General features: G+C 64.6%; 18 protein-coding genes. 9 read left to right on the forward strand and 9 right to left on the reverse strand.

What is annotated here, in order from left to right:
* Window positions 1–39: 39 nt before the first annotated feature.
* From JQ573_RS09615 to JQ573_RS09625, 3 genes are read right to left on the reverse strand one after another with little or no spacing between them, the layout of a single operon-like run.
* Window positions 40–2,574 (reverse strand): branched-chain amino acid ABC transporter ATP-binding protein/permease, encoded by a 2,535-nt coding sequence (locus tag JQ573_RS09615; RefSeq protein ID WP_212309719.1) that lies wholly within the window; start codon window positions 2,572–2,574, stop codon window positions 40–42.
* On the reverse strand, window positions 2,571–3,446 hold the full coding sequence (locus tag JQ573_RS09620) for a branched-chain amino acid ABC transporter permease (RefSeq protein ID WP_212309720.1): 876 nt from the start codon (window positions 3,444–3,446) through the stop codon (window positions 2,571–2,573). The genes JQ573_RS09615 and JQ573_RS09620 overlap by 4 nt, the downstream gene beginning before the upstream one ends.
* Before the next feature lie 40 nt (window positions 3,447–3,486).
* Complete coding sequence (locus JQ573_RS09625; RefSeq protein ID WP_212310725.1) at window positions 3,487–4,608, reverse strand: ABC transporter substrate-binding protein; 1,122 nt, start codon at window positions 4,606–4,608, stop codon at window positions 3,487–3,489.
* A gap of 223 nt (window positions 4,609–4,831) precedes the next feature.
* Between JQ573_RS09625 and JQ573_RS09630 the strand changes: the two genes are divergently transcribed.
* From JQ573_RS09630 to JQ573_RS09640, 3 genes are all read left to right on the forward strand, one after another.
* The gene (locus JQ573_RS09630) at window positions 4,832–5,815 is read left to right on the forward strand and encodes a polysaccharide deacetylase family protein (protein WP_212309721.1); all 984 of its coding nucleotides are present in this window, start codon (window positions 4,832–4,834) and stop codon (window positions 5,813–5,815) included.
* 17 nt (window positions 5,816–5,832) lie between these two features.
* Window positions 5,833–7,053: an amidohydrolase family protein gene (locus tag JQ573_RS09635; protein ID WP_212309722.1), complete on the forward strand. Its 1,221-nt coding sequence runs from the start codon at window positions 5,833–5,835 to the stop codon at window positions 7,051–7,053.
* Between the two features lie 142 nt (window positions 7,054–7,195).
* A complete protein-coding gene (locus JQ573_RS09640; protein ID WP_212309723.1) occupies window positions 7,196–7,933 on the forward strand; it encodes a TetR/AcrR family transcriptional regulator in 738 nt (245 codons plus the stop codon).
* Between the two features lie 52 nt (window positions 7,934–7,985).
* Here JQ573_RS09640 and JQ573_RS09645 read toward each other — a convergent pair whose 3' ends face one another.
* The 5 genes from JQ573_RS09645 to JQ573_RS09665 form a co-directional block, all read right to left on the reverse strand.
* On the reverse strand, window positions 7,986–9,578 hold the full coding sequence (locus tag JQ573_RS09645; protein WP_212309724.1) for a gamma-glutamyltransferase family protein: 1,593 nt from the start codon (window positions 9,576–9,578) through the stop codon (window positions 7,986–7,988).
* A gap of 151 nt (window positions 9,579–9,729) precedes the next feature.
* Window positions 9,730–10,617 (reverse strand): 2-hydroxy-3-oxopropionate reductase, encoded by an 888-nt coding sequence (locus JQ573_RS09650; protein WP_212309725.1) that lies wholly within the window; start codon window positions 10,615–10,617, stop codon window positions 9,730–9,732.
* Between the two features lie 124 nt (window positions 10,618–10,741).
* Window positions 10,742–11,527, reverse strand: a complete 786-nt coding sequence (gene hyi, locus JQ573_RS09655) for a hydroxypyruvate isomerase (RefSeq protein WP_212309726.1) — start codon at window positions 11,525–11,527, stop codon at window positions 10,742–10,744.
* A 39-nt stretch (window positions 11,528–11,566) separates the two neighbouring features.
* Window positions 11,567–13,354 (reverse strand): glyoxylate carboligase, encoded by a 1,788-nt coding sequence (gcl, locus tag JQ573_RS09660; protein ID WP_212309727.1) that lies wholly within the window; start codon window positions 13,352–13,354, stop codon window positions 11,567–11,569.
* Window positions 13,355–13,545: 191 nt separating this feature from the next.
* The gene (locus JQ573_RS09665) at window positions 13,546–14,388 is read right to left on the reverse strand and encodes an IclR family transcriptional regulator (RefSeq protein WP_212309728.1); all 843 of its coding nucleotides are present in this window, start codon (window positions 14,386–14,388) and stop codon (window positions 13,546–13,548) included.
* A 238-nt stretch (window positions 14,389–14,626) separates the two neighbouring features.
* On the opposite strand from JQ573_RS09665, the gene JQ573_RS09670 reads away from it, so the two are divergent.
* The 6 genes from JQ573_RS09670 to pyk all read left to right on the forward strand — a co-directional run bounded on the left by JQ573_RS09670 (window position 14,627) and on the right by pyk (window position 21,019).
* The gene (locus JQ573_RS09670; protein ID WP_212309729.1) at window positions 14,627–15,040 is read left to right on the forward strand and encodes a CBS domain-containing protein; all 414 of its coding nucleotides are present in this window, start codon (window positions 14,627–14,629) and stop codon (window positions 15,038–15,040) included.
* Between the two features lie 85 nt (window positions 15,041–15,125).
* Window positions 15,126–16,142, forward strand: a complete 1,017-nt coding sequence (locus JQ573_RS09675) for a 2-dehydropantoate 2-reductase (protein ID WP_212309730.1) — start codon at window positions 15,126–15,128, stop codon at window positions 16,140–16,142.
* A gap of 5 nt (window positions 16,143–16,147) precedes the next feature.
* Window positions 16,148–16,930, forward strand: a complete 783-nt coding sequence (locus JQ573_RS09680; RefSeq protein ID WP_212309731.1) for a fumarylacetoacetate hydrolase family protein — start codon at window positions 16,148–16,150, stop codon at window positions 16,928–16,930.
* A gap of 65 nt (window positions 16,931–16,995) precedes the next feature.
* Window positions 16,996–18,315 (forward strand): oxalate/formate MFS antiporter, encoded by a 1,320-nt coding sequence (gene oxlT / locus JQ573_RS09685; protein ID WP_212309732.1) that lies wholly within the window; start codon window positions 16,996–16,998, stop codon window positions 18,313–18,315.
* Window positions 18,305–19,600, forward strand: coding sequence for a glycerate kinase (locus JQ573_RS09690; RefSeq protein WP_212309733.1), 1,296 nt, complete (start codon window positions 18,305–18,307; stop codon window positions 19,598–19,600). The genes oxlT and JQ573_RS09690 overlap by 11 nt, the downstream gene beginning before the upstream one ends.
* A 3-nt stretch (window positions 19,601–19,603) precedes the next feature.
* On the forward strand, window positions 19,604–21,019 hold the full coding sequence (gene pyk, locus JQ573_RS09695; protein ID WP_212309734.1) for a pyruvate kinase: 1,416 nt from the start codon (window positions 19,604–19,606) through the stop codon (window positions 21,017–21,019).
* 501 nt (window positions 21,020–21,520) lie between these two features.
* Here pyk and JQ573_RS09700 read toward each other — a convergent pair.
* A complete protein-coding gene (locus tag JQ573_RS09700; RefSeq protein WP_171947620.1) occupies window positions 21,521–21,670 on the reverse strand; it encodes a hypothetical protein in 150 nt (49 codons plus the stop codon).
* Window positions 21,671–22,010 lie beyond the last annotated feature (340 nt).

Consider the following 22,010-nt stretch of genomic DNA (forward strand, 5'->3'; position numbering starts at 1 on the left):
AGCTTCGTGCCCTCCAACGAACATCCGCCCTCGCCTCCCTCAGCGTGCCTGGGCCGCGAACCGCTGCGTCGCGCCGGCCTGGGCCTCACCGCCCAGATAGGCCGCCTCGAGCAGCGGATCCTCGGCGATGATGTCGGCGGCGCCGCTCTTCAGGATCGCGCCGGTCTCCAGCAGATAGGCCCGGTCCGCCAGCGCGAGCGCGTGGCCTGCCATCTGATCGACCACGATGATGGTCATGCCCTCGCTGCGCAGCCGCTCAAAGGACGCGAACAGTTCATCGACCACGAGCGGCGCCAATCCCAGCGACGGCTCATCCAGCATGTAGATCTTCGGCCCGGTCAGAAGCCCGCGCGCCACCGCAAGCATCTGCTGCTCGCCTCCAGACAGCAGGCCGGCGCGCTGGTCGATGCGTTCCTTCAGCCGCGGGAAGCGCACGAACATCGCCTCGATCTCGGCATCGAGGTCTATTCCCTTGCGGGCATAGGCGCCGAGCTGGAGGTTCTGCTTCACCGTCAGTTCCGGAAACACCTGCCGCCCTTCCGGCACCAGCACGACGCCATTGCGGGCACGAACATGTGCGGGCATCCGGTCGATGCGCGTCTCGGCGAGCCGCACTTCGCCCGTGGAGCGCGGCGGCTCGAGACCGGCGATCGACCGCATCAGGGTGGTCTTGCCGGCGCCGTTGGCACCGAGCACGGCGACCGCCTCGCCGGGAGCGACCACCAGATCGATCCCGTTCAAGGCGCGCGACAGGCCATAGAACGAATCGAGCGTCTTGACCTCGAGTGCAGTGCCCTGCCGCGCCGGCCGCGGCGCGCGGCTCTTCTCACCGGCCGTCGCATCGCCGAGATAGGCCTTGCGGACCAGCGGATCGTTGCGGATCGCCGCCGCATCGCCAATCGCGATGCGCTTGCCGCCGTCGAGCACGACGATGAGATCGCTCAGCGACATGATCATCGGCATGTCGTGCTCGACGATGATGACGGCGATCCCGAGATCGGCGATCCGGCGCAACAGTGCGGTCAGGCGCTGCTTGTCGCCCTTGGAGAGGCCCGCCGCCGGCTCGTCGAGCAGCAGGATGCGGGGCCGCAGCGCGAGCGCGCGCGCGATCTCGACCAGCCGCTTCTCGCCATGGGACAGCGAATCCGCAAGTCGATCGACATCGCCGTCGACACCGGCAAAGCGCAGCAGGAACCGGGCGAAACCCTCGGTCTCGGCATTGCGCAGCGCGGAGACCACGCCGCCGAGACGGCCGACCCGCTCGGCCAGCAGGATGTTTTCCAGGATCGTGAGCGAGCCGAACAGCTGCGTGGTCTGGAACGTGCGCGCCACGCCGACCCGCGCCAGCAAATGCGACGTCATGCCCGTGACATCGCGATCGCCGAGCTTCACCGTCCCCGCCTGCGGCCGGTAGAAGCCGCAGAGCAGATTGAGCGCGCTGGTCTTGCCGGCGCCGTTGGGACCGATGATGCTGGTGACGGCACCGGGCGCCGCCTTGAACGATACGCCCTGGACGGCGCGCACGCCGCCGAACGAGATCGAGAGATCCGTCACGTCGAGCCCCACCGCGCTGCGGGTCTCGAGGATCGCCGCATCGGCTTCCGCCGCCGCGATCGCGGGCTCGGCCACCGGCTTGCGCGCCGGCAGGACTCTTGCCGCGAGTTGCTCCACGAGGCCAACGATGCCGGAGGGCGCGGCGCGCAGCACGAGGAACAACAGCACGCCGAACGCCAGCAGGCGATACTCCGCCAGATCCGACAGCGCTTCCGGCAGCAGCACCACCAGCGCGGCGCCGATCACCGGACCGAGCACCGAGCCGGCGCCGCCGACCATCACCGCGAACAACAGCAGCACCGATTGCAGGAACGGGAACGAACTCGGGCTGATATAGCCCTGCAGCGGTGCGAACAGCGCGCCGGCCAGCGCCATCGCGGCCGCCGAGATCACGAAGGCCACGGCGCGGACCTGAACCAGATCGATGCCGAGCGAGCGCGTCGCGACCTCGGTATCGCGGGCGGCACGCATGGCATAGCCCCAGCCGCTGCGCTTCAGGCGCTCGAACAGGAAGAGACCAACAAACACCAGCACGACGCCGGCGATGGCAAGCGAACGCTCGGACAACGCATAACCGAACACGCTCGGCGGCGCGCTCAGCATCAGGCCGTTGCCGCCACCGGTGAGATCGCGCCACTCGATCGTGACATGCTCGACGATGAAGCCGAAGGCAATCGTCACCATCGCGAGATACGGCCCGCGCACGCGCAGCGCCGGCATCGCGAGCAGGCCGCCGACGATGCTGACCAGCACGATGGCCCCTGCCGTCGCGGCGAGGTAGGGCCAGCCTGCCTTCTCCATCAGCAGTACGGTGGTGTACGCACCGATCGCCATGAAGCTGATATGGCCGAGCGAGATCTGGCCCGCGAGGCCGAGCAGGACGTTGAGGCCGATGCAGCCGATCGCCGTCAGCGAAATCGTCGCGATCAGGAACACCGAATAGCTGTCCGCGACCGCAGCATAACCGATGGCAATCGCGAACGCCGCGACCGCGACGAGAAGGGAGGCGCGCGAGGTCATACCTTCTTAACTCCAGCTCGGCCGAGCAGCCCGTGCGGCATGACGACGAGGATGATGATGACGGAAGCGAACGTGATGATCTGGGTGTAGACCGAGCCGAGATAGTTGGTCGCGAAAACCTCGATCAGGCCGAGACACAATCCAGCCAGCATGACGCCCCAGGCGTTGGCGAGGCCGCCGATGATCGCGGCGGCGAACGCCTTGATGCCGAACAGCGTGCCCATCTCGGACGAGACGTTGAACAGCGGCGCGATCAGCAGCGCAGCGACGCCCGCCAGCATCGCCGACACCGCGTAGCTCGCGGCAATGGCGCCGCTGACATTGATGCCCATCAGCCGCGCGGCATTGGGATTCTGCACCACCGCAAGCATCGCGACGCCATGCCGCGTGCGGCGGGTGATCAGATGCAGCGCCAGCGCAAGCAACAGGCCGACCACGGGAATCAGGAGCTGCAGCGGGTAGACCCCTGCGCCCTCCACGATCTGGATCGGCTTGGCCGCGAGCATCGACGGGAAGCTGCGCGGCTCCTTGCCGAACACGAACAGCATCACATTGTCGATGATGATGCCGACCGCAACGGTCGCCATCAGCCAGTTGTCCGACCCGCGCAGCACAAACGGACGAACCGCGAAGCGTTCAATCAGAACGCCGTAAACCGCGCAGACCAGCAACACCGCGGGGATGCCGATCGCGGCCGGCCAGCCCCACACGATGAGGAAGAAGTATCCGGCAACGGCTCCCAGGGTCATCGAGCTGCCCTGCGAGAAGTTGACCGTGCCGGATACGGCGTACGTGACGTGAAAGCCCAGCGCGAGCAGACCGTACATGCTCCCCAGCGCCATTCCGGTTATTATCGCCGAAAGAAACGACATCGATGATCACCCCGATCTGCTTGCTGGACGACCGCTACCGTCAGTTCTTGAACGGCAGGATGTGATTGTCTTCGAAGTGGGCCCAGATGTAGTCCTGCGCCGTCAGCGCATCGTGCTTGTCCTGGGCGAACGGCTTCTCATAGGTCTTGATCAGGCCTTCCAGCCGGTCGATTCCGTAGAAGCCGTCACGAATGGCGGTCGGATCGGTGCTGCCGGCCTTCTGGATCGCGCCGGCGATCACCAGGACGCTGTCATAGGCGTTGGCAAAGCCGACCGCGGGCGTCACGTCCGCCGGTCCCTTGATGTCCGGATACTTCGCCTGCAACTCGGCGAGCACGCGCTTGCCGACCGGCGAGAGGTTGCCGAAAAAGCTGTAGGTCTGGACGAAGACGACGCTCTCGGCGCTCGGCCCGGCGAGCTCGGTGAAGCGGCCGCCGGCCGGTCCCCAATGCGACACGATCGGCGGCGCCCAGCCCATCCGGTCGAGCGATTTCACGACCTGCGAGGACGGACCGACATTGCCGACCAGGAACAGGGAGTCGGCGCCGGCCTGCTTGAGCCGGGACAATTGCGCGACCACGTCGACGTCGTTCCCTTCGAACTTCTCGACACCCGCCGGTTCGATCCCGGCCGCCTTCAGCGCTGCGCGCAGGCCATGCTCGTTCGATTCGCCCCAGGGATTGTTGACGAGGATGAGGCCCGGCTTCTTCGCTGCGAAGGTCTTGCCGGCGAACGCAACGATCGCCTTGTCGACCTCGTCGTCCATCGCCGAGACGCGGAATACGTAGTTGGACGCGGCGCCGTTCTGCGTGATGTTAGTCCCGGCCGCCCACGGCACGACGAATGGCATCTTGACGTTGTTGACGAACGGCACGATCGCGAGCTGGACGGGCGTATCGAGACCGCCGAGCAGCACCGCGACCTTCTCGCGCTGGATCAGTTCGCGCGCTGCGGTCAGCCCCTTCGCAGGATTGCTTTCATCGTCACGGCGCACCAGCTCCAGGGGACGGCCGAGCACGCCCCCTTTCGCGTTGATCTCCTCGATCGCAATCGTGGCGCCGCGGGTCAATGCTTCGCCGGCGCGCGCCGACTGCCCCGACAGCGCGGTGACGAGGCCGATCTTGATCGGCTCGGCGGCCCGTGCCCGCTCCGCGAGCGGCATAGCGCCGATGAGAATGGCGAGCGCGCCCTGCAAGACAACGCGGCGGCACAACCCGGTGATGGGGGTACAAGCGTAGCTCATTTCTGCAATTCCTCCCGCTCCGACGGCTCCCAAGCCGCCTCTGGTCCGCTGCCGCTGTCTCCGCGGCCTTGACGGAAGTAAAAACTTTCTTCACAAATTGACGAATGTCAAGCTGCTGATCGCGCGCCGGATGGAGATTGCAATGCAACGGGAGACTGGAGCGGAACCGGAGCGGGCCACCTCACGTGGCGTTCTCGGCGGTGCAACATCCGCGCAAGCGGCGGATCCAGCGCGCGGTCTGCTCTCGCATGACCGCTACCGCTACAGCGCGATCACGCGCCGCCCCGACTTCGTGTGGCCAAACGGAAAGCGGCTCGCGGTCTACATCGCGCTCAACCTCGAGCATTTCGCTTTCGGCGATGGACTCGGCGCCGAACTCTGCCCGGGCGGTCCACATCCGGACGTCCTCAATTACGCCTGGCGCGATTATGGCAACCGGGTCGGCGTGTGGCGGCTCATCGATCTGTTCGATGAACTGAAACTGCCGGTCTCTGTGCTCGCGAACAGCAGCATCTATCACTACTGCCCGGAAGTCATGGACGCATTTCGCGTGCGCGGCGACGAGGTTGTCGGCCATGGACGGACCAATTCCGAACGGCAGGGCGTGCTCGCACCTGCCGAGGAGCAGCAACTGATCGCGGAGGCGACGGATGTCATCGCGCGGGCCGAGGGACGACGGCCGCTCGGCTGGCTCGGTCCATGGATCTCGCAATCAGCCGTCACGCCGGACCTTCTCGCCGAAGCGGGCTACCAATACCTGCTCGACTGGTGCATGGACGATCAGCCGGTGTGGTTCTCGACAAGGGATGGCGGGCGGATCCTGTCCGTGCCCTATCCACAGGAACTGAACGACATCCCCTCGATTGTCGGGCGCAAGGACAGCGGCGAACAGTTTGCGGCCATGATCACGGACACATTCGAGGAGATGCTGACGCAATCCACCAAGCAGTCGCTGGTGATGGGCATCGCGCTGCATCCATATCTGGTCGGCCAGCCCCACCGGCTGCGGCCGCTGCGACGCGCCCTGCAGGCGATCGTCGCACGGCGCGAGGACATCTGGATCACCACCGCCGGCGAGATCGCGGCATTTTCGCGCGCCCTGCCCGACGGCATCGTGCCGACATAAGAAACTGGAGACTTGAAGTGACAGCCATCGACACACTCTTTCAGAACGCGCGGCTCACCGACGGCCAGCTGGTCGAAATCGCCGTCCGTGGCGGCAAGATCGTGGCGATCGCGTCGTCCCCGCAAAGCTACGGCGCAGTCGGCGAAAGGCGCGATCTTGGCCGGCGGCTGGTGCTGCCCGGCATGGTCGAAGGTCACATCCACCTGGACAAATGCTTCATCGGCGACGACTGGAAGCCGCACCGGCCCTGTACCGCGGGCTTCAATGTGCGCGAGCGCGTCAAATTCGAGAAGGAAGCGCTCGCCGGCGCCAAGCCGATCCCAGTTCGGGCCGCAGCCCTGATCGACCTTTGCGTCTCGCAGGGCACCACTCACATGCGCAGCCATGTGGATGTCGATGCCGAGGTCGGCCTGCGACATTTCGAACCGATCGCCGCCGCGCGGGAGGCGCACCGGGAGAAGCTTTCGATCCAGATCGTCGCGTTTCCCCAGAGCGGCATCTTGACGTCGCCCGGAACGGCCAGATTGCTCGAGGAAGCCGTTCGCGCCGGCGCCGATCTGGTCGGCGGGCTTGATCCCGCAGGCCATGATGGTGACGTCGCCGGGCATCTCGACGTCGTCTTCGGGATCGCCGAGCGGCATGGCGTTGGCATCGATATTCACCTGCATGACGGCGGTCTGCAGGGTATCTCGGAGATCGAGGAGATCGCGCGACGAACCAAAGCGTCGGGTCTTGGCGGCAAGGTCACGATCAGCCATGCCTACGCGCTCGGCGAAGTGGCTAGCGACGTGGCTCAGCGTACCGCGCAGCAGCTTGCCGAGGCCGGCGTCGCCATTTTCACCAATGCTCCCGGTGCGCACGCATTTCCGCCCGTGTTGCTGCTTCGCGATGCCGGTGTCACCGTGTTCTCAGGTAACGACAACATCCGCGATTCCTGGTGGCCCTACGGCGACGGCGACCTGCTCGAACGCGCAATGATGGTCGGCTATCGCTCAGGGTTCAACACGGACGATCAATTGGCCGCGGCGTTTGACATGGTGACGACCAGCGCAGCGCGCGCGCTTGGCCTCAAGGATTACGGCCTCACGGTCGGCGGGATCGCGGATTTCGTCGTGCTGGATGCCCGGCATGTCCAGGAGGCCGTGGTCGCTCGTCCCAAGCCACGCGATGTCTACAAGGCTGGCCGGCTCGTCGCGCACGCCGGTGCGATGGTGGCGGCCGGCGCCCGGAAGCAGTGAACATGGAGGAATCGCACTTGACGAACAGTCGCAATGCCGATCTCAATCCCAGCTGCTTGCGCCGGGAACCGGTCCGCTGCCCGATGTGGCCTGATGCGGACGTGCCCTGCGTGAATACCCGAGCCCAGGCAAGGTTGACGCCGTGACAGAGACAACAGCACCGACCAGCCCCACCCGCACCACCACACGCGGAAAGCGGCCTCGCGACTCCGCGCTCACCAAGGAAGCGATCCTGCGCGCCGCGACCTTCGAGTTCTGTCACAATGGCCTCGGCGGCGCACGGGTCGAGGCCATCGCGCAGCGCGCCAAGGCCAACATGCGCCTGCTCTATGCCTATTTCGGCGACAAGAACGGGCTCTACATAGCCGTCCTCGAGGACGTCTACACCGAAATTCGCGCGGCCGAACAGCGGCTGAACCTGGATGATCTCGAGCCGATCGCCGCAATGAGCGGGTTGATCGATTTCACATTCACCTTCTTCGGACAGCACCAGAACTACATCGCGCTGATCAACACCGAGAACCTTCAGCGCGGGCGCAATATGCGCAAGTCGCGCAAGATTGCCGATCTCACTTTGCCCCTGGTTGCAAGCATCGAAAGCATTCTGCGGCGCGGCGTGGCAGCGGGCCTGTTTCGCGGTGACGTCGATCCCATCCAGCTCTATGTCTCAATCACTGCGATGAGCTATTTCCACGTTTCTAACCGGTACACATTGTCGGCGATGTTCGACAAAGACCTCGGCGCGTCGGACTGGCTTGAACTGCGCCGCGAGCATGCGCAGGACATGATCCTGACCTGGCTGACGGCCCCTGCCGGGGGACGCAAGGACAAGTCAGCAGGATCGAAGGCGACGGCGCGCCTCGGCAAGCCGTCACGCTAAGAGGTCAGCCGCACGACGCGGTGTCGTGCGGATCATGCGCCGGGAGTGCCCCTCAGCGGGTCGCAACGACGCCGTCGCTGCGCGGATCGCTGGCCCCTTCCATCAGGCCGTCCGGATGCCAGACGATCGCGCCGGCGTGTCCCATGATCTCCTCGAACGGGCCGGTCACCTGAATGTCGTGGCCGAGCGCGCGGAGCCGGTCGATGATCGCGGGATCGAAGCGGGACTCGATCTTCAGATTGTTGTTTTCCTCTCCCCAGGTGCGACCGAGCAGCCAGCGCGGCGCCGTAATCGCGGACTGCAGCTCCTGGCCGTGCATAGCGTAGCGGGAGAAGATGGCGGCCTGGGTCTGCGGCTGGCCCTCTCCGCCCATTGTGCCGAACGAGATCAGCCGCCCATCGCCGAGTTCGGCCATCGCCGGCTGGATCGTGTGGAACGGCAGGCGTCCCGGATCCAACCGATTGGTATCGGTCTCGCTGAGGCTGAAGCTCGTTCCGCGATTTTGCCAGGTGACTCCGCTCTCGGGGAGGATGACGCCCGAACCAAATTCCCAGTAGACGCTTTGAATGAAGCTGACGCTGAGTCCGTTGCGATCGGTCGCAGCAAGCCACACCGTATCGCCCTGCTTGGACGGATCGGGCCACGGCGCGGCGCGGCGGTCGGAGACCGTTTCGTGAAGCGCGGCGAGCGACTCCTCGGACAGGAATTCAGCGGCCGGCCGCTTCATGTAGTCGGGATCGGTCACATGGCCGTTGCGAATACGGAACGCTGCTTTCGTGCATTCGACGAGCCTGTGCAGATGATCGACGCCATCGGCTTCGCCAGCGATGCGCCGGGCATAAAGCGCCAGGATCAGGAGCGAGGCCAGCCCCTGCGTCGGCGGGGGCATGTTGAAGACCTTGTGTCCGGACACCTCGACCGACAGCGGCGTCACCAGCGATGCCTGATGCCGCTCCAGATCAGCGAGCCGCAGCGGGCTCCCCACCCGATCGAGGTCGGCCGCCATCGAGCGCGCCAGTTCGCCGCGATAGAAATCAGACAGCCCGGCCTTGGCCAGACGCCGCAGCGTCTCGGCGACACGCGGCTGCCGCAGCCGCGCACCGAGCGCGAGCGGGGTGCCTTGCGGCAGATAAACCTCGGCATAGCCGGGCACACCTTCGAGCTCATGCCGCTTCTTGCGGATGTTCTCGTGTAGCGTGCTGGTGACGGCCACGCCCTCCTCGGCATGCCGGATCGCGGGCTCGAGCAGCCGCGCCATCGGCAGCCGGCCGTCATGACGATCGCGGCTGAGTTCATAGGCCTTCTGCCAGCCATCGACGGTCCCGGCAACGGTGAGCGCGGCCAGCGGGCCGCGGCCAGGAATGCTGCTGCAGCCACGCTCGCGATACCAGCCGCGATCCGCCGCCATCGCGGCGCGTCCGCAAGCCTGAATCCCGACCGGCATCGAACCGGCGCGGCCGACCAGCCAGAAGCTGTCGCCACCGAGGCCGTTCATATGCGGATAGACCACGGCAATCGTCGCGGCCGCGGCGATCATCGCCTCAATGGCATTGCCACCTTCCGACAGGACCGCGAGTCCAGCCTGCGCCGCCAGGTGGTGCGGCGCGGTCACCATGCCGCCATAGCTTCGTTTTGTCTGCAACATCAGCCGTCTCTCCCAAGCACGGTATGTAATAATATTTTTACTTACCGTGTCAAGGCGCCAGAGACCGCTCTTTGAGATACGGGTGCCGGGCCGTCGATCTCGTCACCAGGACTGGCCATTGCAGTTCGGCACCGTGATCATTGCATGAAGCTCAGGCAGCCGCCACCTCGTGGCTAGCCATCACCTCCAGCGCCCTCAGAATTGCGGAATGGTCCCAGGCCTTACCGCCGAGCGCAGTACAGGCGTTGAACAATTGCTGGGCGGCCGCTGTGCCCGGCAGCGACAACCCGAGTGCCCGTGCGCCTTCCAGCGCGAGGTTGAGATCCTTTTGATGCAGCTCGATGCGAAAGCCCGGATCGAAATTGCGCTTCAGCATGCGCTCGCCGTGCACTTCAAGGATCCGGGACGAGGCAAAGCCGCCCATCAACGCCTTGCGCACCAGCGCGGGATCGGCGCCCGCCTTGGACGCGAACAGCAGGGCCTCGCTCACCGCCTCGATCGTCAACGCCACGATGATCTGGTTCGCAACCTTGGTGGTCTGGCCGTCGCCATTGCCGCCGACATGCGTGACATTCTTCCCCATCGCGTCGAACAGCGGCTTCATCGCGTTGAACGCCCGCTCCCGCCCGCCGACCATGATGGTCAGGCTTGCCGCCTTTGCACCGACCTCGCCGCCGGAGACCGGCGCGTCGAGGTAGTCGGCTCCGAGCGCATCGATCTTCCGTGCAAACTCCTTCGTCGCCAGCGGCGAGATCGAGCTCATATCGACCACGATCATGCCCTTGGACACCCCCTCCGCGACGCCGCCCTGACCGAACAGCACGGCTTCGACATGCGGCGTATCCGGCACCATGATGATCACGGCATCCGCTTCCTGCGCCACTTGCCTCGCGGACTCGCAAGCGACGGCGCCGGCGGCAATCAGGTCCGGCGGAAGCGGCGCGACGTCGTGCAGGAACAGGCGATAGCCGGCAGCCAGGAGGTGGCTCGCCATCGGACGTCCCATGGTGCCGAGCCCGATGAATCCTATGTCTTTCATTTGTCGTCGCTCCTGTCAGGCGGATTGGATGTTTTCCTGCGAAGCGGATACCGCTTCGCGTGGAGAAAACGCGTCAAAGCAAAAATCCAGAACTCCATTCCGATTCAATCGGAACGGGAGAGCTCTAGGTCACGAAAGTCTGCGCGGCGTGCCAGGCAAGGCTCTCGAGCGTGGTCGTCCGCGGCTTGTATTCGCATCCGATCCAGCCGCGATATCCGATGCTGTCGAGATGCTTGAACAAATAGGGATAGTTGATCTCGCCGGTCCCCGGCTCGTTACGGCCAGGATTGTCGGCGAGCTGGACATGCGCGATCCGGTCGAGATGTTTTTGCAGGGTCCGCGCCAGATCACCTTCCATGATCTGCATGTGATAGATGTCGTACTGGATGAACAAATTGGATGAGCCCACGTCGGCAATGAGCTGCACCACCTGTTCCGTCCGGCTCAGGAAGAAGCCGGGAATATCGAGCGTGTTGATCGGTTCGATCAGGAGCTTGATGCCATGCTGGCCGAGCGCGCCGGCGGCGAAGCGCAGATTGGACACTAGGACCTCACGCAGCTCTGCCGCATCAGCGCCGGCCGGAGCGATGCCGACCAGGCAGTTCAGCTGCCGGCAATCCAGCGCCTTCGCGTAGTCGATCGCGCGCACCACGCCGTCGCGAAACTCATCGACCCGATTGCGCAGGATCGCGATGCCCCGCTCGCCGGCAGCCCAATTGCCGGCCGGAAGATTGTGCAGCACCTGGGTCAGCCCACAGCGCGCCAATTCCTCCCGCAAGGCGCCCTTTTCGAATTCGTACGGAAAGAGATACTCGACTGCGTTGAAGCCGGCGGCCTTGGCAGCTGCGAACCGATCGAGGAACGGCAGCTCGTTGAAGAGCATGGTGAGATTGGCGGCAAATTGAGGCACGGGTGGTATCTCCGCTTGGGGCAGCGCTGAATGAGGTCGTCAAGCCGGCAATAGCGTGCCGGATCGTTGTGCGCTCGGCACGTCATCGAGCGGAAGATCGAGCACCTCCTCGAATTCGACGATGTTGTCGATCTCCGTTCCCATCGCGATATTGGTGACCCGTTCGAGAATGAACTCCACCACCACGGGCACGCGATACTTGGCCATCAACTCGCGCGCGGTCGCGAACGCGGCCTGTGCCTCGTTCGGATCCGTTACACGGATCGCCTTGCAGCCCAGCCCCTCCGCGACGGTCACGTGGTCGACGCCGTAGGCGCCGATCTCGGGTGCGTTGATGTTCTCGAACGAGAGCTGGACGTGATAGTCCATGTCGAACCCGCGCTGCGCCTGCCGGATCAGCCCGAGATATGAATTGTTCACGACGACGTGGATGTAGGGCAAATTGAACTGCGCTCCGACCGCGAGCTCCTCGATCAGGAACTGGAAGTCGTAATCACCAGACAGCGCGACAATGTCGCGATCGGGATCGGCGGCGCGCACGCCGAGCGCAGCAGGCAGTGTCCAGCCGAGCGGACCGGCCTGCCCGGCGTTGATCCAGTTGCGCGGCTGATAGACGTTGAGGAACTGGGCACCCGCGATCTGCGACAATCCGATCACCGTCACGTAGCAGGTCTCGCGGCCGAACGCCTTGTTCATCTCCTCGTAGACGCGCTGCGGCTTGATCGGGATGTTCTCGAAGTGACTCTTGCGCAGCATCGAGCGCTTGCGGTCGCGACAGGCCGCAGGCCAGGCCTGCCGATCGCGCAGCTTGCCGGACTTCCGCCACTCCCGGGCTATGGTCACGAACATTTCCAGCGCGGCCTTGGCGTCCGACACGATGCCGAGGTCCGGATTGAAGACCCGTCCGATCTGTGTCGGCTCGATGTCGACATGGACGAATTTGCGACCCTTGGTGTAGGTCTCGACCGAACCGGTATGCCGGTTGGCCCAGCGGTTTCCGATGCCGAGCACGAAATCGGATTCGAGCATCGTGGCGTTGGCGTAGCGATGGCTAGTCTGCAAGCCGACCATGCCGGCCATCAGCGCGTGATCGTCCGGAATGGCGCCCCATGCCATCAGCGTCGGGACGACCGGAACGTTGACGGCTTCGGCGAAGGCGACGAGGAGCTCGGATGCATCGGCGTTGATCACGCCTCCGCCGGCCACGATCAGCGGCCGCTCGGCGGCGTTGAGCATTTCGAGCGCCTTCTCGATCTGCTTGCGTGTCGCCGCAGGCTTATAGACCGACAACGGCGAATAGGTCTCGTCGTCGAACTCGATCTCGGCCAGCTGCACATCGACGGGAAGATCGATCAGCACCGGTCCCGGCCGCCCCGACCGCATGATATGGAAGGCCTGGCTGAACACGCGCGGCACCAGCGCCGGCTCGCGCACGGTGACGGCCCATTTCGTCACCGGCTTTGCGATCGCCTCGATGTCGACGGCCTGGAAATCTTCCTTGTAGAGCCGCGCCCGCGGCGCCTGACCGGTGATGCAGAGGATCGGAATCGAATCCGCGATCGCTGAATAGAGGCCGGTGATCATGTCGGTTCCGGCCGGGCCCGACGTGCCGATGCAAACGCCGATATTGCCCGCTTTCGCCCTGGTGTAGCCTTCCGCCATGTGCGAGGCGCCTTCGACATGGCGCGCCAGAATGTGCCGGATCGAGCCGTTGCGCTTCAGCGCGGAGTAAAGCGGGTTGATCGCGGCGCCGGGAACGCCGAACGCACAAGTGATCCCCTCGCGTTCGAGAATGCGCACTGCTGCATCGATTGCTCGCATCTTCATCTGATGATCCCGCTTCGCTATGAGTTGGCCTGAGTATGATCATCAGGCCCGCGATCATCGATCTCAACGCAATCGATTGGATTTTCCGCCCAGTGGCAGCGCTTGCGATTTCTTGCATCTCTCCAAGAGATTAGCGCCTGCGAAACAATGGAAACCGGCAAAGCCGAGAACAGCAGCAGGCCTTGCGCCCGCTACGGTTGCGTGCGGCTGCTGCCGCGAAGCTCTGCCGAGAGCTCAGCTGCGATCTGGTGCACGATGGCGCCGATCTCCGGCAAGCGCGCGTCGGTCAGCCGATCCGCCATCCCCGACACCGAAACCGCGGCGAACGGCTCGCTGCAATCGTTGAAGACGACTGCGGCCACGCAGCGCAGGCCGAGCCGCGCCTCTTCGTCGTCCACCGCATAGCCCTGGCGTCGCACGGTCTCCAATTCCCGAAACAGCTCGCCCGGCCGAATGATCGACTTTTCCGTCAGGCGCGGCATGCCGCGACGGCGGATGATCGCGTTGATGTCGGCATCGGAATACGCGGCCAGCACCGCCTTCCCCACGCCCGAAGCGATCAACGCCACGCGTCCGCCGACCTTGGTCAGCGAACGCATGATCTCCCGGCTTTCGATGCGGGATACGACGATGATGGAATCATCATCGACCACTGCAAGATTGGCGGTTTCCCTGGTCTGGTCGCGCAGCTTGCGCAGATAGGGCAATGCCCGCGCGGAAAAATTGCGCCGTCGCATGAAGGTCGAGCCGACCACGAAGCTTTGCGCGCCGATGTGCCACTTGGACTCCTCGCGGTCGAACTGCACGAACCTGCGGTTCTCCAGCGTCGTCAGCAGCCGGTGAGCCGTCGACGGCGGCAAGCCGATGCGGATCGCAAGATCGGTCAGCCGATAGCCTTCGTCATCCTCTGCAAGCGCTTCCATGATTTGCATCGCGCGATCGACCGATTGAACGCCGCCGTCTCGCGCGTCCTGATCCGGCTGCGCGCGAAAATCGGGATCGGACGGCTTGCGCCGGATCGGCTCTCTTTTCATCACGACCTGCCCCTAACCGGTTGCGGTTCAGAACGAAATTGCTCGCCGACAACGAGCGTCACAATTGGCATATGGCATACCAAACCACGTTTGAGTCAAGGCAGCAGAACCGAAGGATAGGTCAGCATTTTTGCCATTGTTCCTGCAAAGCACGGTGATTCTTTTGTTTGACTTCTGGGATAATGTATACCACGATTGTTTCTTAACGACCCAATGATGCAACCGGGAGGACCATGCCATGTATGTCGGGGACATCCTTCGCACCAACAGTGCGCACGTGGTGACGATCGGCTCAAGGGAAACCGTGAGCATTGCGGCGAACCTGATGTACGCGAGCAATGTCGGCGCACTCGTGGTCAGGAACGCCTCGCGCAGCGTCGACGCCGCCGTGGTCGGAATGTTCAGCGAGCGCGACGTCGTCGCTGTGATCGCCGAGCGCGGCACGGGCGGCCTCGCCGCGAAAGTCGCGCAGTTCATTTCGCCGCGGCCGCTGGTGTCCTGCACTTCGCAGGACGCGCTCACCGATGTCGAGCGTCTGATGGTGCGTCACGACATCCGCCATATCCCCGTCATCGACAACGGCCGGCTCGTCGGCGTCGTGAGCATGCGGGACATTGGCTTTGCATTGGAGGAAGCCGCCTGCGCGGCGTGACGGATTCTCCCAAGGCCATTGCCACGCAACCCGGTTCGAGCCGTTGCGGCTCATGCTGTGTCCCCACTCTGCTCGAGAGGATTTCATGAAGGTCTGCATCTACGGCGCCGGTGCCATCGGCGGCTATCTCGGTGTCGAATTTATGCGCGCTGGCGCCGATGTCAGCCTGGTCGCGCGGGGCGCTCATCTCGCCGCGATGCGGCAGAACGGCCTGAAGCTTCTGATCGGCGACGAGGCGCGCGTGGTGCACCCTCGCTGTACCGATAACCCTGCCGAACTCGGCGAGCAGGATTTCGTCATCATCTGCCTCAAGGCGCATTCGATCACCGGCGTCATCGAACCGATGCGCCCCCTGCTGGGTGAGCGGACCCGCATCGTCACCGCCGTCAACGGCATTCCCTATTGGTATTTCTACAAGCATGGCGGACGGCACGAAGGATCGGCGCTCGAGAGCATCGATCCCGGCGGACGGCAGTGGAACGAGCTCGACCCCGCGCGCGCCATCGGCTGCGTGGTCTATCCCGCCACCGAAATCGAGGCGCCCGGCGTGATCCGCCACGTCTACGGCAACAGCTTTCCGCTCGGCGAACCCTCCGGTGAGATCACACCTGATGTCAAGCGGCTTGCCGCCTTGTTCGCGGCAGCGGGCATGAAGGCGCCGGTCCTCGACCGCATCCGCGACGAGATCTGGCTCAAGCTGTGGGGCAATGTCTGCTTCAACCCGATCAGCGCCCTCACCCACGCGACCCTCGATGTGATCTGCACCAATCCCGGCACGCGCGCGCTGTCCAGGGCGATCATGCTGGAGGCCCAGGCGATCGCGGAAAGCCTCGGCGTCAAGTTTCGGGTCGATGTCGAACGCCGCATCGAGGGCGCACGCAAGGTCGGCGCGCACAAGACCTCGATGCTGCAGGATCTCGAGCGTGGACGTCCCGTCGAGATCGATCCGCTGATCACCGTAGTGCAGGAGATGGGCCGGATGACAGAGATTGCGACGCCCGCTCTCGATGCGGTGCTGGCGCTGGTCGCGCAGCGCACCAGACTGGCAGGCCTCTATGACGGGGCGGCCGGCGTCGAAGCACAATCGCTTGCGGTGGCGTGATCACGATGGCCAATGTGACGCGCTGGGTCCGCTTCCGCCACCATGCCGAAATCGGCTTCGGGCAACTCACCCCGTCCGGCATCGCCGTGCACACGGGCGAGATGTTCGGCGAGACACGACCGACCGGACAGACGCTGGCGCTTGACGATGTCGAGCTGCTCGCGCCCACCGAGCCGAGCAAGATCGTCGCGCTCTGGAATAATTTCCACGCGCTGGCGGCGAAGCTGAAATCACCTGAGCCGGCCGAACCGCTGTATTTGTTGAAGGCGCAGACCAGCGTGACCGCGCCTGGCGCCGTCATCACGCGTCCCCGGGGCTACGATGGCAAGACGACCTACGAAGGCGAACTCGGCATCGTCATCGGCAAGAGCTGCACGGCCGTCACACCCGAACAGGCCGACGGCTTCATCTTCGGCTATACCTGCACCAACGACGTCACCGCCGCCGACATCCTCAATCGCGACCCGACCTTCCCGCAATGGGCGCGGGCCAAGGGTTTTGACGGATATGGCCCGTTCGGTCCGGTGATTGCCTCGGGCGTCGACCCCGCACGCCTTGTCGTGCGCACCATCCTCAACGGGGTGGAGCGCCAGAACTACCCGATCGCCGACATGATCTTCAGCGCGCAGGCGCTGGTCAGCAAGATCTCACACGACATGACGCTGTTGCCGGGCGATCTGATCTGCTGCGGGACATCGATCGGCGTCGGAGTGATGAAGGAGCCGGTCAATACGGTCACCGTCGCGATCGACGGAATCGGCGAGTTGACCAACGAATTTCGTCAGTAGCCGGCGGCAGGACGACAGCCCGACGCAGCCGGACCAAACGACCACCATCTCTTTTGGGAGCGCACATGATCTCCAGCACGAAAGCGGCATCGTCGCCCGGCGGCTTCCGCTGGCTCCAGCTCGCGATCGGCATCGTTTGCATGGCGATGATCGCCAACCTGCAATACGGGTGGACGCTGTTCGTTGACCCGATCGACGCCAAATTTCACTGGGGCCGTCCGGCTATCCAGCTCGCCTTCACGATTTTCGTGATGACGGAGACATGGCTGGTGCCGGTCGAAGCCTGGTTCGTGGACAAATACGGCCCGCGCATCGTGATCATGTTCGGCGGGCTGATGATCGGATTGGCCTGGGTGCTGAACTCATACGCCTCTTCTCTCATCATGCTCTATGCAGCCGCTGTTGTCGCAGGCATCGGCGCCGGCGCCGTCTACGGCACTTGCGTCGGCAACGCGCTGAAATGGTTTCCGGACCGGCGTGGCCTCGCCGCAGGCGCGACCGCCGCAGGCTTTGGCGCCGGCGCAGCCCTCACCGTCGTGCCGATCGCCAACATGATTGCCGCCAGCGGTTACCAAAGCACCTTCCTGACGTTCGGCATCGGGCAAGGCCTCATCGTTCTCCTGCTGGCCTGGTTCGTCCGCCCGCCCCATGGCGTCGAGGCTCCCAGGAAAAAGCAGCTCAATCTGCCGCAGAGCGCAATCGACTACACGCCGCCCCAGGTCCTGCGCACGCCGATCTTCTGGGTCATGTACCTCGTGTTCGTCATGGTGGCTTCCGGCGGGTTGATGACCGCTGCGCAAATCGGGCCGATCGCCCACGACTTCAAGATCGCGGATACGCCGGTCACCCTGGCGGGCTTCCAGATGGCGGCGCTGACCTTTGCCATCTCGCTCGATCGTGTGTTCGACGGTTTCGGCCGTCCGTTCTTCGGCTGGGTCTCCGACACGATCGGCCGGGAGCACACGATGTTCATCGCGTTCGCGACTGCGGCGCTGATGTTGCTGACGCTGTCCACCTACGGCCACATTCCGGTTGTCTTCGTGCTGGCCACGGCGATCTATTTCGGCGTCTTCGGCGAAATCTACAGCCTGTTTCCGGCGACGTCGGGCGACACGTTCGGCGCCAAATACGCAACCACCAACAACGGCATGCTCTACACGGCGAAGGGCACGGCGGCACTGCTCGTGCCGCTCGCGAGCATCATCTCCTCGCAGCTCGGCTGGCAGGCCGTGTTCATCGTCGCGGTTGCGCTCAATGCCACCGCAGCCCTCACCGCCTTGCTGGTGATCAAGCCGATGCGGCGCGCGTTCATTCTCGGCAGTGAGACGACAGCAAAGGCCGCAATCGCGCCTGCACCTGGCCGGAGCGCGGCGATTGAACACTGATTGGACGGACTTGCGGGCTCGGACGGCGCTCCGGAAGATCTTCGATGCTGCCATCGCCAGCTGCGATCCAAGGATAACCATTGCGCGCGCCCTGCCGGCAAAGCCGAAGGGCAGATGCATCGTCGTCGGCGCTGGCAAGGCTTCGGCCGCGATGGCCGCAGGCCTCGACGCGGCCTGGCCCGATGTCGACCTTTCAGGCGCCGTGGTCACGCGCCACGGCCATTCAGTTCGCGCGGGCCGCATCGAAGTGCTCGAGGCGTCTCATCCCGTGCCTGACGACACGAGCAAGGCCGCCGCCCTTCGCATGCTCGATGCCGTTCAGGGACTTTCAGTGGACGATCTGGTCATCGCCCTGATGTCCGGCGGAGGCTCGGCCCTGATGACGCTTCCCGCATCCCCGATGACCCTCGCCGACAAGCAGGCGGTCAACCGGGCGCTGCTCGCAAGCGGCGCAACGATTGCCGAGATGAACGTCGTCCGCAAACATCTGTCCGCGATCAAGGGCGGACGGCTGGCGCTCGCCGCCCGCCCCGCCCACGTCACGACGCTCGTGATTTCAGATATTCCCGGCGACGATCCCGCGGCGATTGGCTCCGGTCCCTCGCTGCCGGACAGCAGCACAAAAGCCGATGCGCAGGAGATCGTGAACCGGTTTGCAATCGACCTGCCGGACACGGCGCGGCTTGTCCTTGCGCAAGCCGGCGAGACCCCAAAACCCGGCGAGATCGAGGCCGATGTCCGTATCCTTGCCGCGCCGTTCCATGCGCTCGATGCTGCGGCCGGCGCCGCCCGGGGTGAAGGCCTGACCCCGATCATCCTTGGAGACGCGATCGAAGGCGAGGCCCGCGAACTCGGAACCGTGATGGCGGGCATCGCCCGCTCGGTCGCAAGCCGTGCGCAGCCCGGCCCTGCCCCCGCCGTGCTGCTGTCCGGCGGAGAGACGACGGTGACGATCGGACGCGGGCCGGCGGGGCGCGGCGGCCGCAACACCGAATTCCTGCTGGGGCTTGTCATCGCCCTGTCCGGTACGTCCGATATCTGGGCGATTGCCGGAGACAGCGATGGTATTGATGGAACGGAAGATGCGGCTGGAGCTTTGATCAGTCCGGATACGCTGCGGCGCGCAGCCGCGAGCAGGCTCGACGCACGGGCCTATCTGGCAGCCCATGACAGCTACTCGTTCTTCGACCGCCTTGGAGATCTCGTGCGCACCGGCCCAACGCTTACCAATGTCAACGATATCCGCGCCGTGCTGATCGCAGCCGGCAAGCCAGCAATGAGGTGACCCATGCGTCGTCATCGACGGGCCAAGATCGTCGCAACCGTCGGCCCCGCCAGCAGTTCCCCCGAGATGCTCAAGGCGCTGCTGCTGGCCGGCGTCGATACCTTCCGTCTCAACTTCAGCCACGGAACCCAGAGCGACCACGCAAGCATCCACGCCGCGATCCGAAAGCTGGAACAGGAAGTCAGCCGACCGATCGGCATTCTGATGGACCTTCAGGGTCCGAAAATCCGCGTCGGCACCTTGCGCGATGGCAGGATTACAGTGGCGGCCGGCGAGACCATCCGGTTCGTGCTGTCCGGATCGGATGGCGGGCGAACCTCGATTCCGCTGCCGCATCGGGAAATCTTTGCCGCCGTGGCTCCCGGCCACGACCTTCTGATCGATGACGGCAGGGTCCGGGTTCGCGTCGTCGGGCTCGGTGACGATTTCATCGAAGCCAGCGTGATCGTCGGCGGCACGATCTCGAACCACAAGGGCGTCAATCTGCCGGGGACGGTGCTCGACCTTTCGCCGCTCACCACCAAGGACCGCCTCGATCTGGAGTTCGGCCTGAACCTGGGCGTGGATTGGGTCGCCCTGTCCTTCGTGCAGAAGCCCTCCGACATCATCGAGGCGAGAGGCCTCGTCGGCGACCGCGCCGGTCTGATGGCCAAGATCGAGAAGCCGGCAGCGCTGGAGCGGATCGACGACATCATCCAGCTCTGCGACGCCATCATGGTTGCGCGGGGTGATCTCGGCGTCGAAATTCCACATGAGGACGTGCCCGGGCGCCAGAAGGAGCTGGTGCGGGCTTGCCGTCTCGCGGTGAAGCCCGTGATCGTCGCCACGCAGATGCTGGACTCCATGGTCGCAGCGCCAACCCCGACGCGCGCCGAAGTCTCCGACGTTGCGACCGCGATCTATGACGGCGCGGACGCAGTGATGCTGTCGGCGGAATCTGCAACCGGCCGCTATCCACGCGAGGCCGTAGAGATGATGGATCGCATCATCCGCAGCACGGAGCAGCACAAGATGTACCGCTCGATCGTCGAGGCGACCCAGCCCGGCGAAGAGCAGACGCCGCCGCATGCCGTTGCAACGGCCGCCGCCGATCTCGCCTCCGTCATTCACGCCGCGGCGATCGTGGCCTACACCTCGAGCGGCACCACGGCCGCACGCGTCGCGCGCAAGCGGCCGAGCCTGCCGATCCTCGCCATCACCCCAAGCCGCGAAGTGTCGCGCCGCTTGTGCCTGCTCTGGGGCGCGCACAGCGTTCTTTCCGACGATGTCGGGAGCTATGAGGAGATGGTCGAGCGCGCGACGGCTCTCGCGCATGCCGAGCAGTTTGCATCAAGCCGGGACCTGCTGGTCGTTGTCGCCGGCATTCCCTTTGGGCAGGCAGGAAGCACCAACAACCTGCGAGTCGTTTCGCTCCCCTGACAGCGCCATCCGTCAGCATCGCGGTCCCAAACACCCTGCGCATCCGGCCCGTCGGGATTTCTCGGGCTCGTTGCGCCGGGCGCCCGAGTCTCAGGGCATGGCGCCAAACCAGATCACGAGCGCGAATATCACCAACAAGGCGACGGTGATGATCGCTTCGCTCGTAGGTATCCGCTTCATGGGCCGCCTCCGCGCGCGGGAGCGGGATGCTGCGACGGGGCGATGGTTCACATCAGCACAACACCGCCCGCTTAAAATGCATGCGGACGGCGTCGGCTCTAGCCCCAGGAAGGAAATGCAAAATCCCGGTAGCTATTACGTCTACACATCTGGGCGGAAGGTTCACGTGACGATCGGCATGCCGCCAAAAGGCGTAGGGTCGCCGACCGCAAGGGACGCCGTTGACACCCATCCTCGGCACCCTCGGCCGCATGACGATCTCACCACGAGCATGGGTCACGCAGGTGTGGCGCCGGCAGCACCTGTCGCTCGACGCCGCCCTTAGCGCCACGACCCGTCCGGCCCTAGGGGCAAAGTCGGGTGGTCGCGGTTGTTCTCGTCGGGCTTGACCCTGAAACCCTGTCGAAACGCGAACCAGATAAAGCCGCCCAGTGCGACCACACAGATCGGCGCGAGAATCCAGTCGGGCATGTCGTGATCCTCCAGTCTACCGACAATTGGTCGCCGCTATCTTGGGCCGAGTTCAATACGGATGCCGCACGCCATTGCAGCGCGCCCCCTCCAGCGCTCGGCGTGACCTGCCGGCACCAGGAAGCGCCGCGCCGCGCGAACAAAAGCGCGGATTTTTTCCGAAGGAGCGGCTGCACCTTCGTCCGAATGGAGTCGAGGCAGTGCCGCAAGTGATTGAAAACATTGGAGCGGGTGAAGGGAATCGAACCCTCGTATTCAGCTTGGAAGGGTTTCGGCGGCTGAATACTTTCAAGGGTTATTCGGACAAAATGCGGCTACCGATCCTTTTGAACCGAAAAGA

The organism is Bradyrhizobium sp. AUGA SZCCT0105 (assembly GCF_018129565.1).
GTDB lineage: Bacteria > Pseudomonadota > Alphaproteobacteria > Rhizobiales > Xanthobacteraceae > Bradyrhizobium.

Excerpts from the sequence above, each read along its gene's own strand:
- JQ573_RS09615 (WP_212309719.1), bottom strand. The coding sequence starts at position 2,574 with ATGACCTCGCGCGCCTCCCTTCTCGTCGCGGTCGCGGCGTTCGCGATT.
- JQ573_RS09620 (WP_212309720.1), bottom strand. The coding sequence starts at position 3,446 with ATGTCGTTTCTTTCGGCGATAATAACCGGAATGGCGCTGGGGAGCATG.
- JQ573_RS09625 (WP_212310725.1), bottom strand. The coding sequence starts at position 4,608 with ATGCCGCTCGCGGAGCGGGCACGGGCCGCCGAGCCGATCAAGATCGGC.
- JQ573_RS09630 (WP_212309721.1), top strand. The coding sequence starts at position 4,832 with ATGCAACGGGAGACTGGAGCGGAACCGGAGCGGGCCACCTCACGTGGC.
- JQ573_RS09645 (WP_212309724.1), bottom strand. The coding sequence starts at position 9,578 with ATGTTGCAGACAAAACGAAGCTATGGCGGCATGGTGACCGCGCCGCAC.
- JQ573_RS09650 (WP_212309725.1), bottom strand. The coding sequence starts at position 10,617 with ATGAAAGACATAGGATTCATCGGGCTCGGCACCATGGGACGTCCGATG.
- gcl (WP_212309727.1), bottom strand. The coding sequence starts at position 13,354 with ATGAAGATGCGAGCAATCGATGCAGCAGTGCGCATTCTCGAACGCGAG.
- JQ573_RS09665 (WP_212309728.1), bottom strand. The coding sequence starts at position 14,388 with ATGAAAAGAGAGCCGATCCGGCGCAAGCCGTCCGATCCCGATTTTCGC.
- JQ573_RS09670 (WP_212309729.1), top strand. The coding sequence starts at position 14,627 with ATGTATGTCGGGGACATCCTTCGCACCAACAGTGCGCACGTGGTGACG.
- JQ573_RS09675 (WP_212309730.1), top strand. The coding sequence starts at position 15,126 with ATGAAGGTCTGCATCTACGGCGCCGGTGCCATCGGCGGCTATCTCGGT.
- JQ573_RS09680 (WP_212309731.1), top strand. The coding sequence starts at position 16,148 with ATGGCCAATGTGACGCGCTGGGTCCGCTTCCGCCACCATGCCGAAATC.
- oxlT (WP_212309732.1), top strand. The coding sequence starts at position 16,996 with ATGATCTCCAGCACGAAAGCGGCATCGTCGCCCGGCGGCTTCCGCTGG.
- pyk (WP_212309734.1), top strand. The coding sequence starts at position 19,604 with ATGCGTCGTCATCGACGGGCCAAGATCGTCGCAACCGTCGGCCCCGCC.
- JQ573_RS09700 (WP_171947620.1), bottom strand. The coding sequence starts at position 21,670 with ATGCCCGACTGGATTCTCGCGCCGATCTGTGTGGTCGCACTGGGCGGC.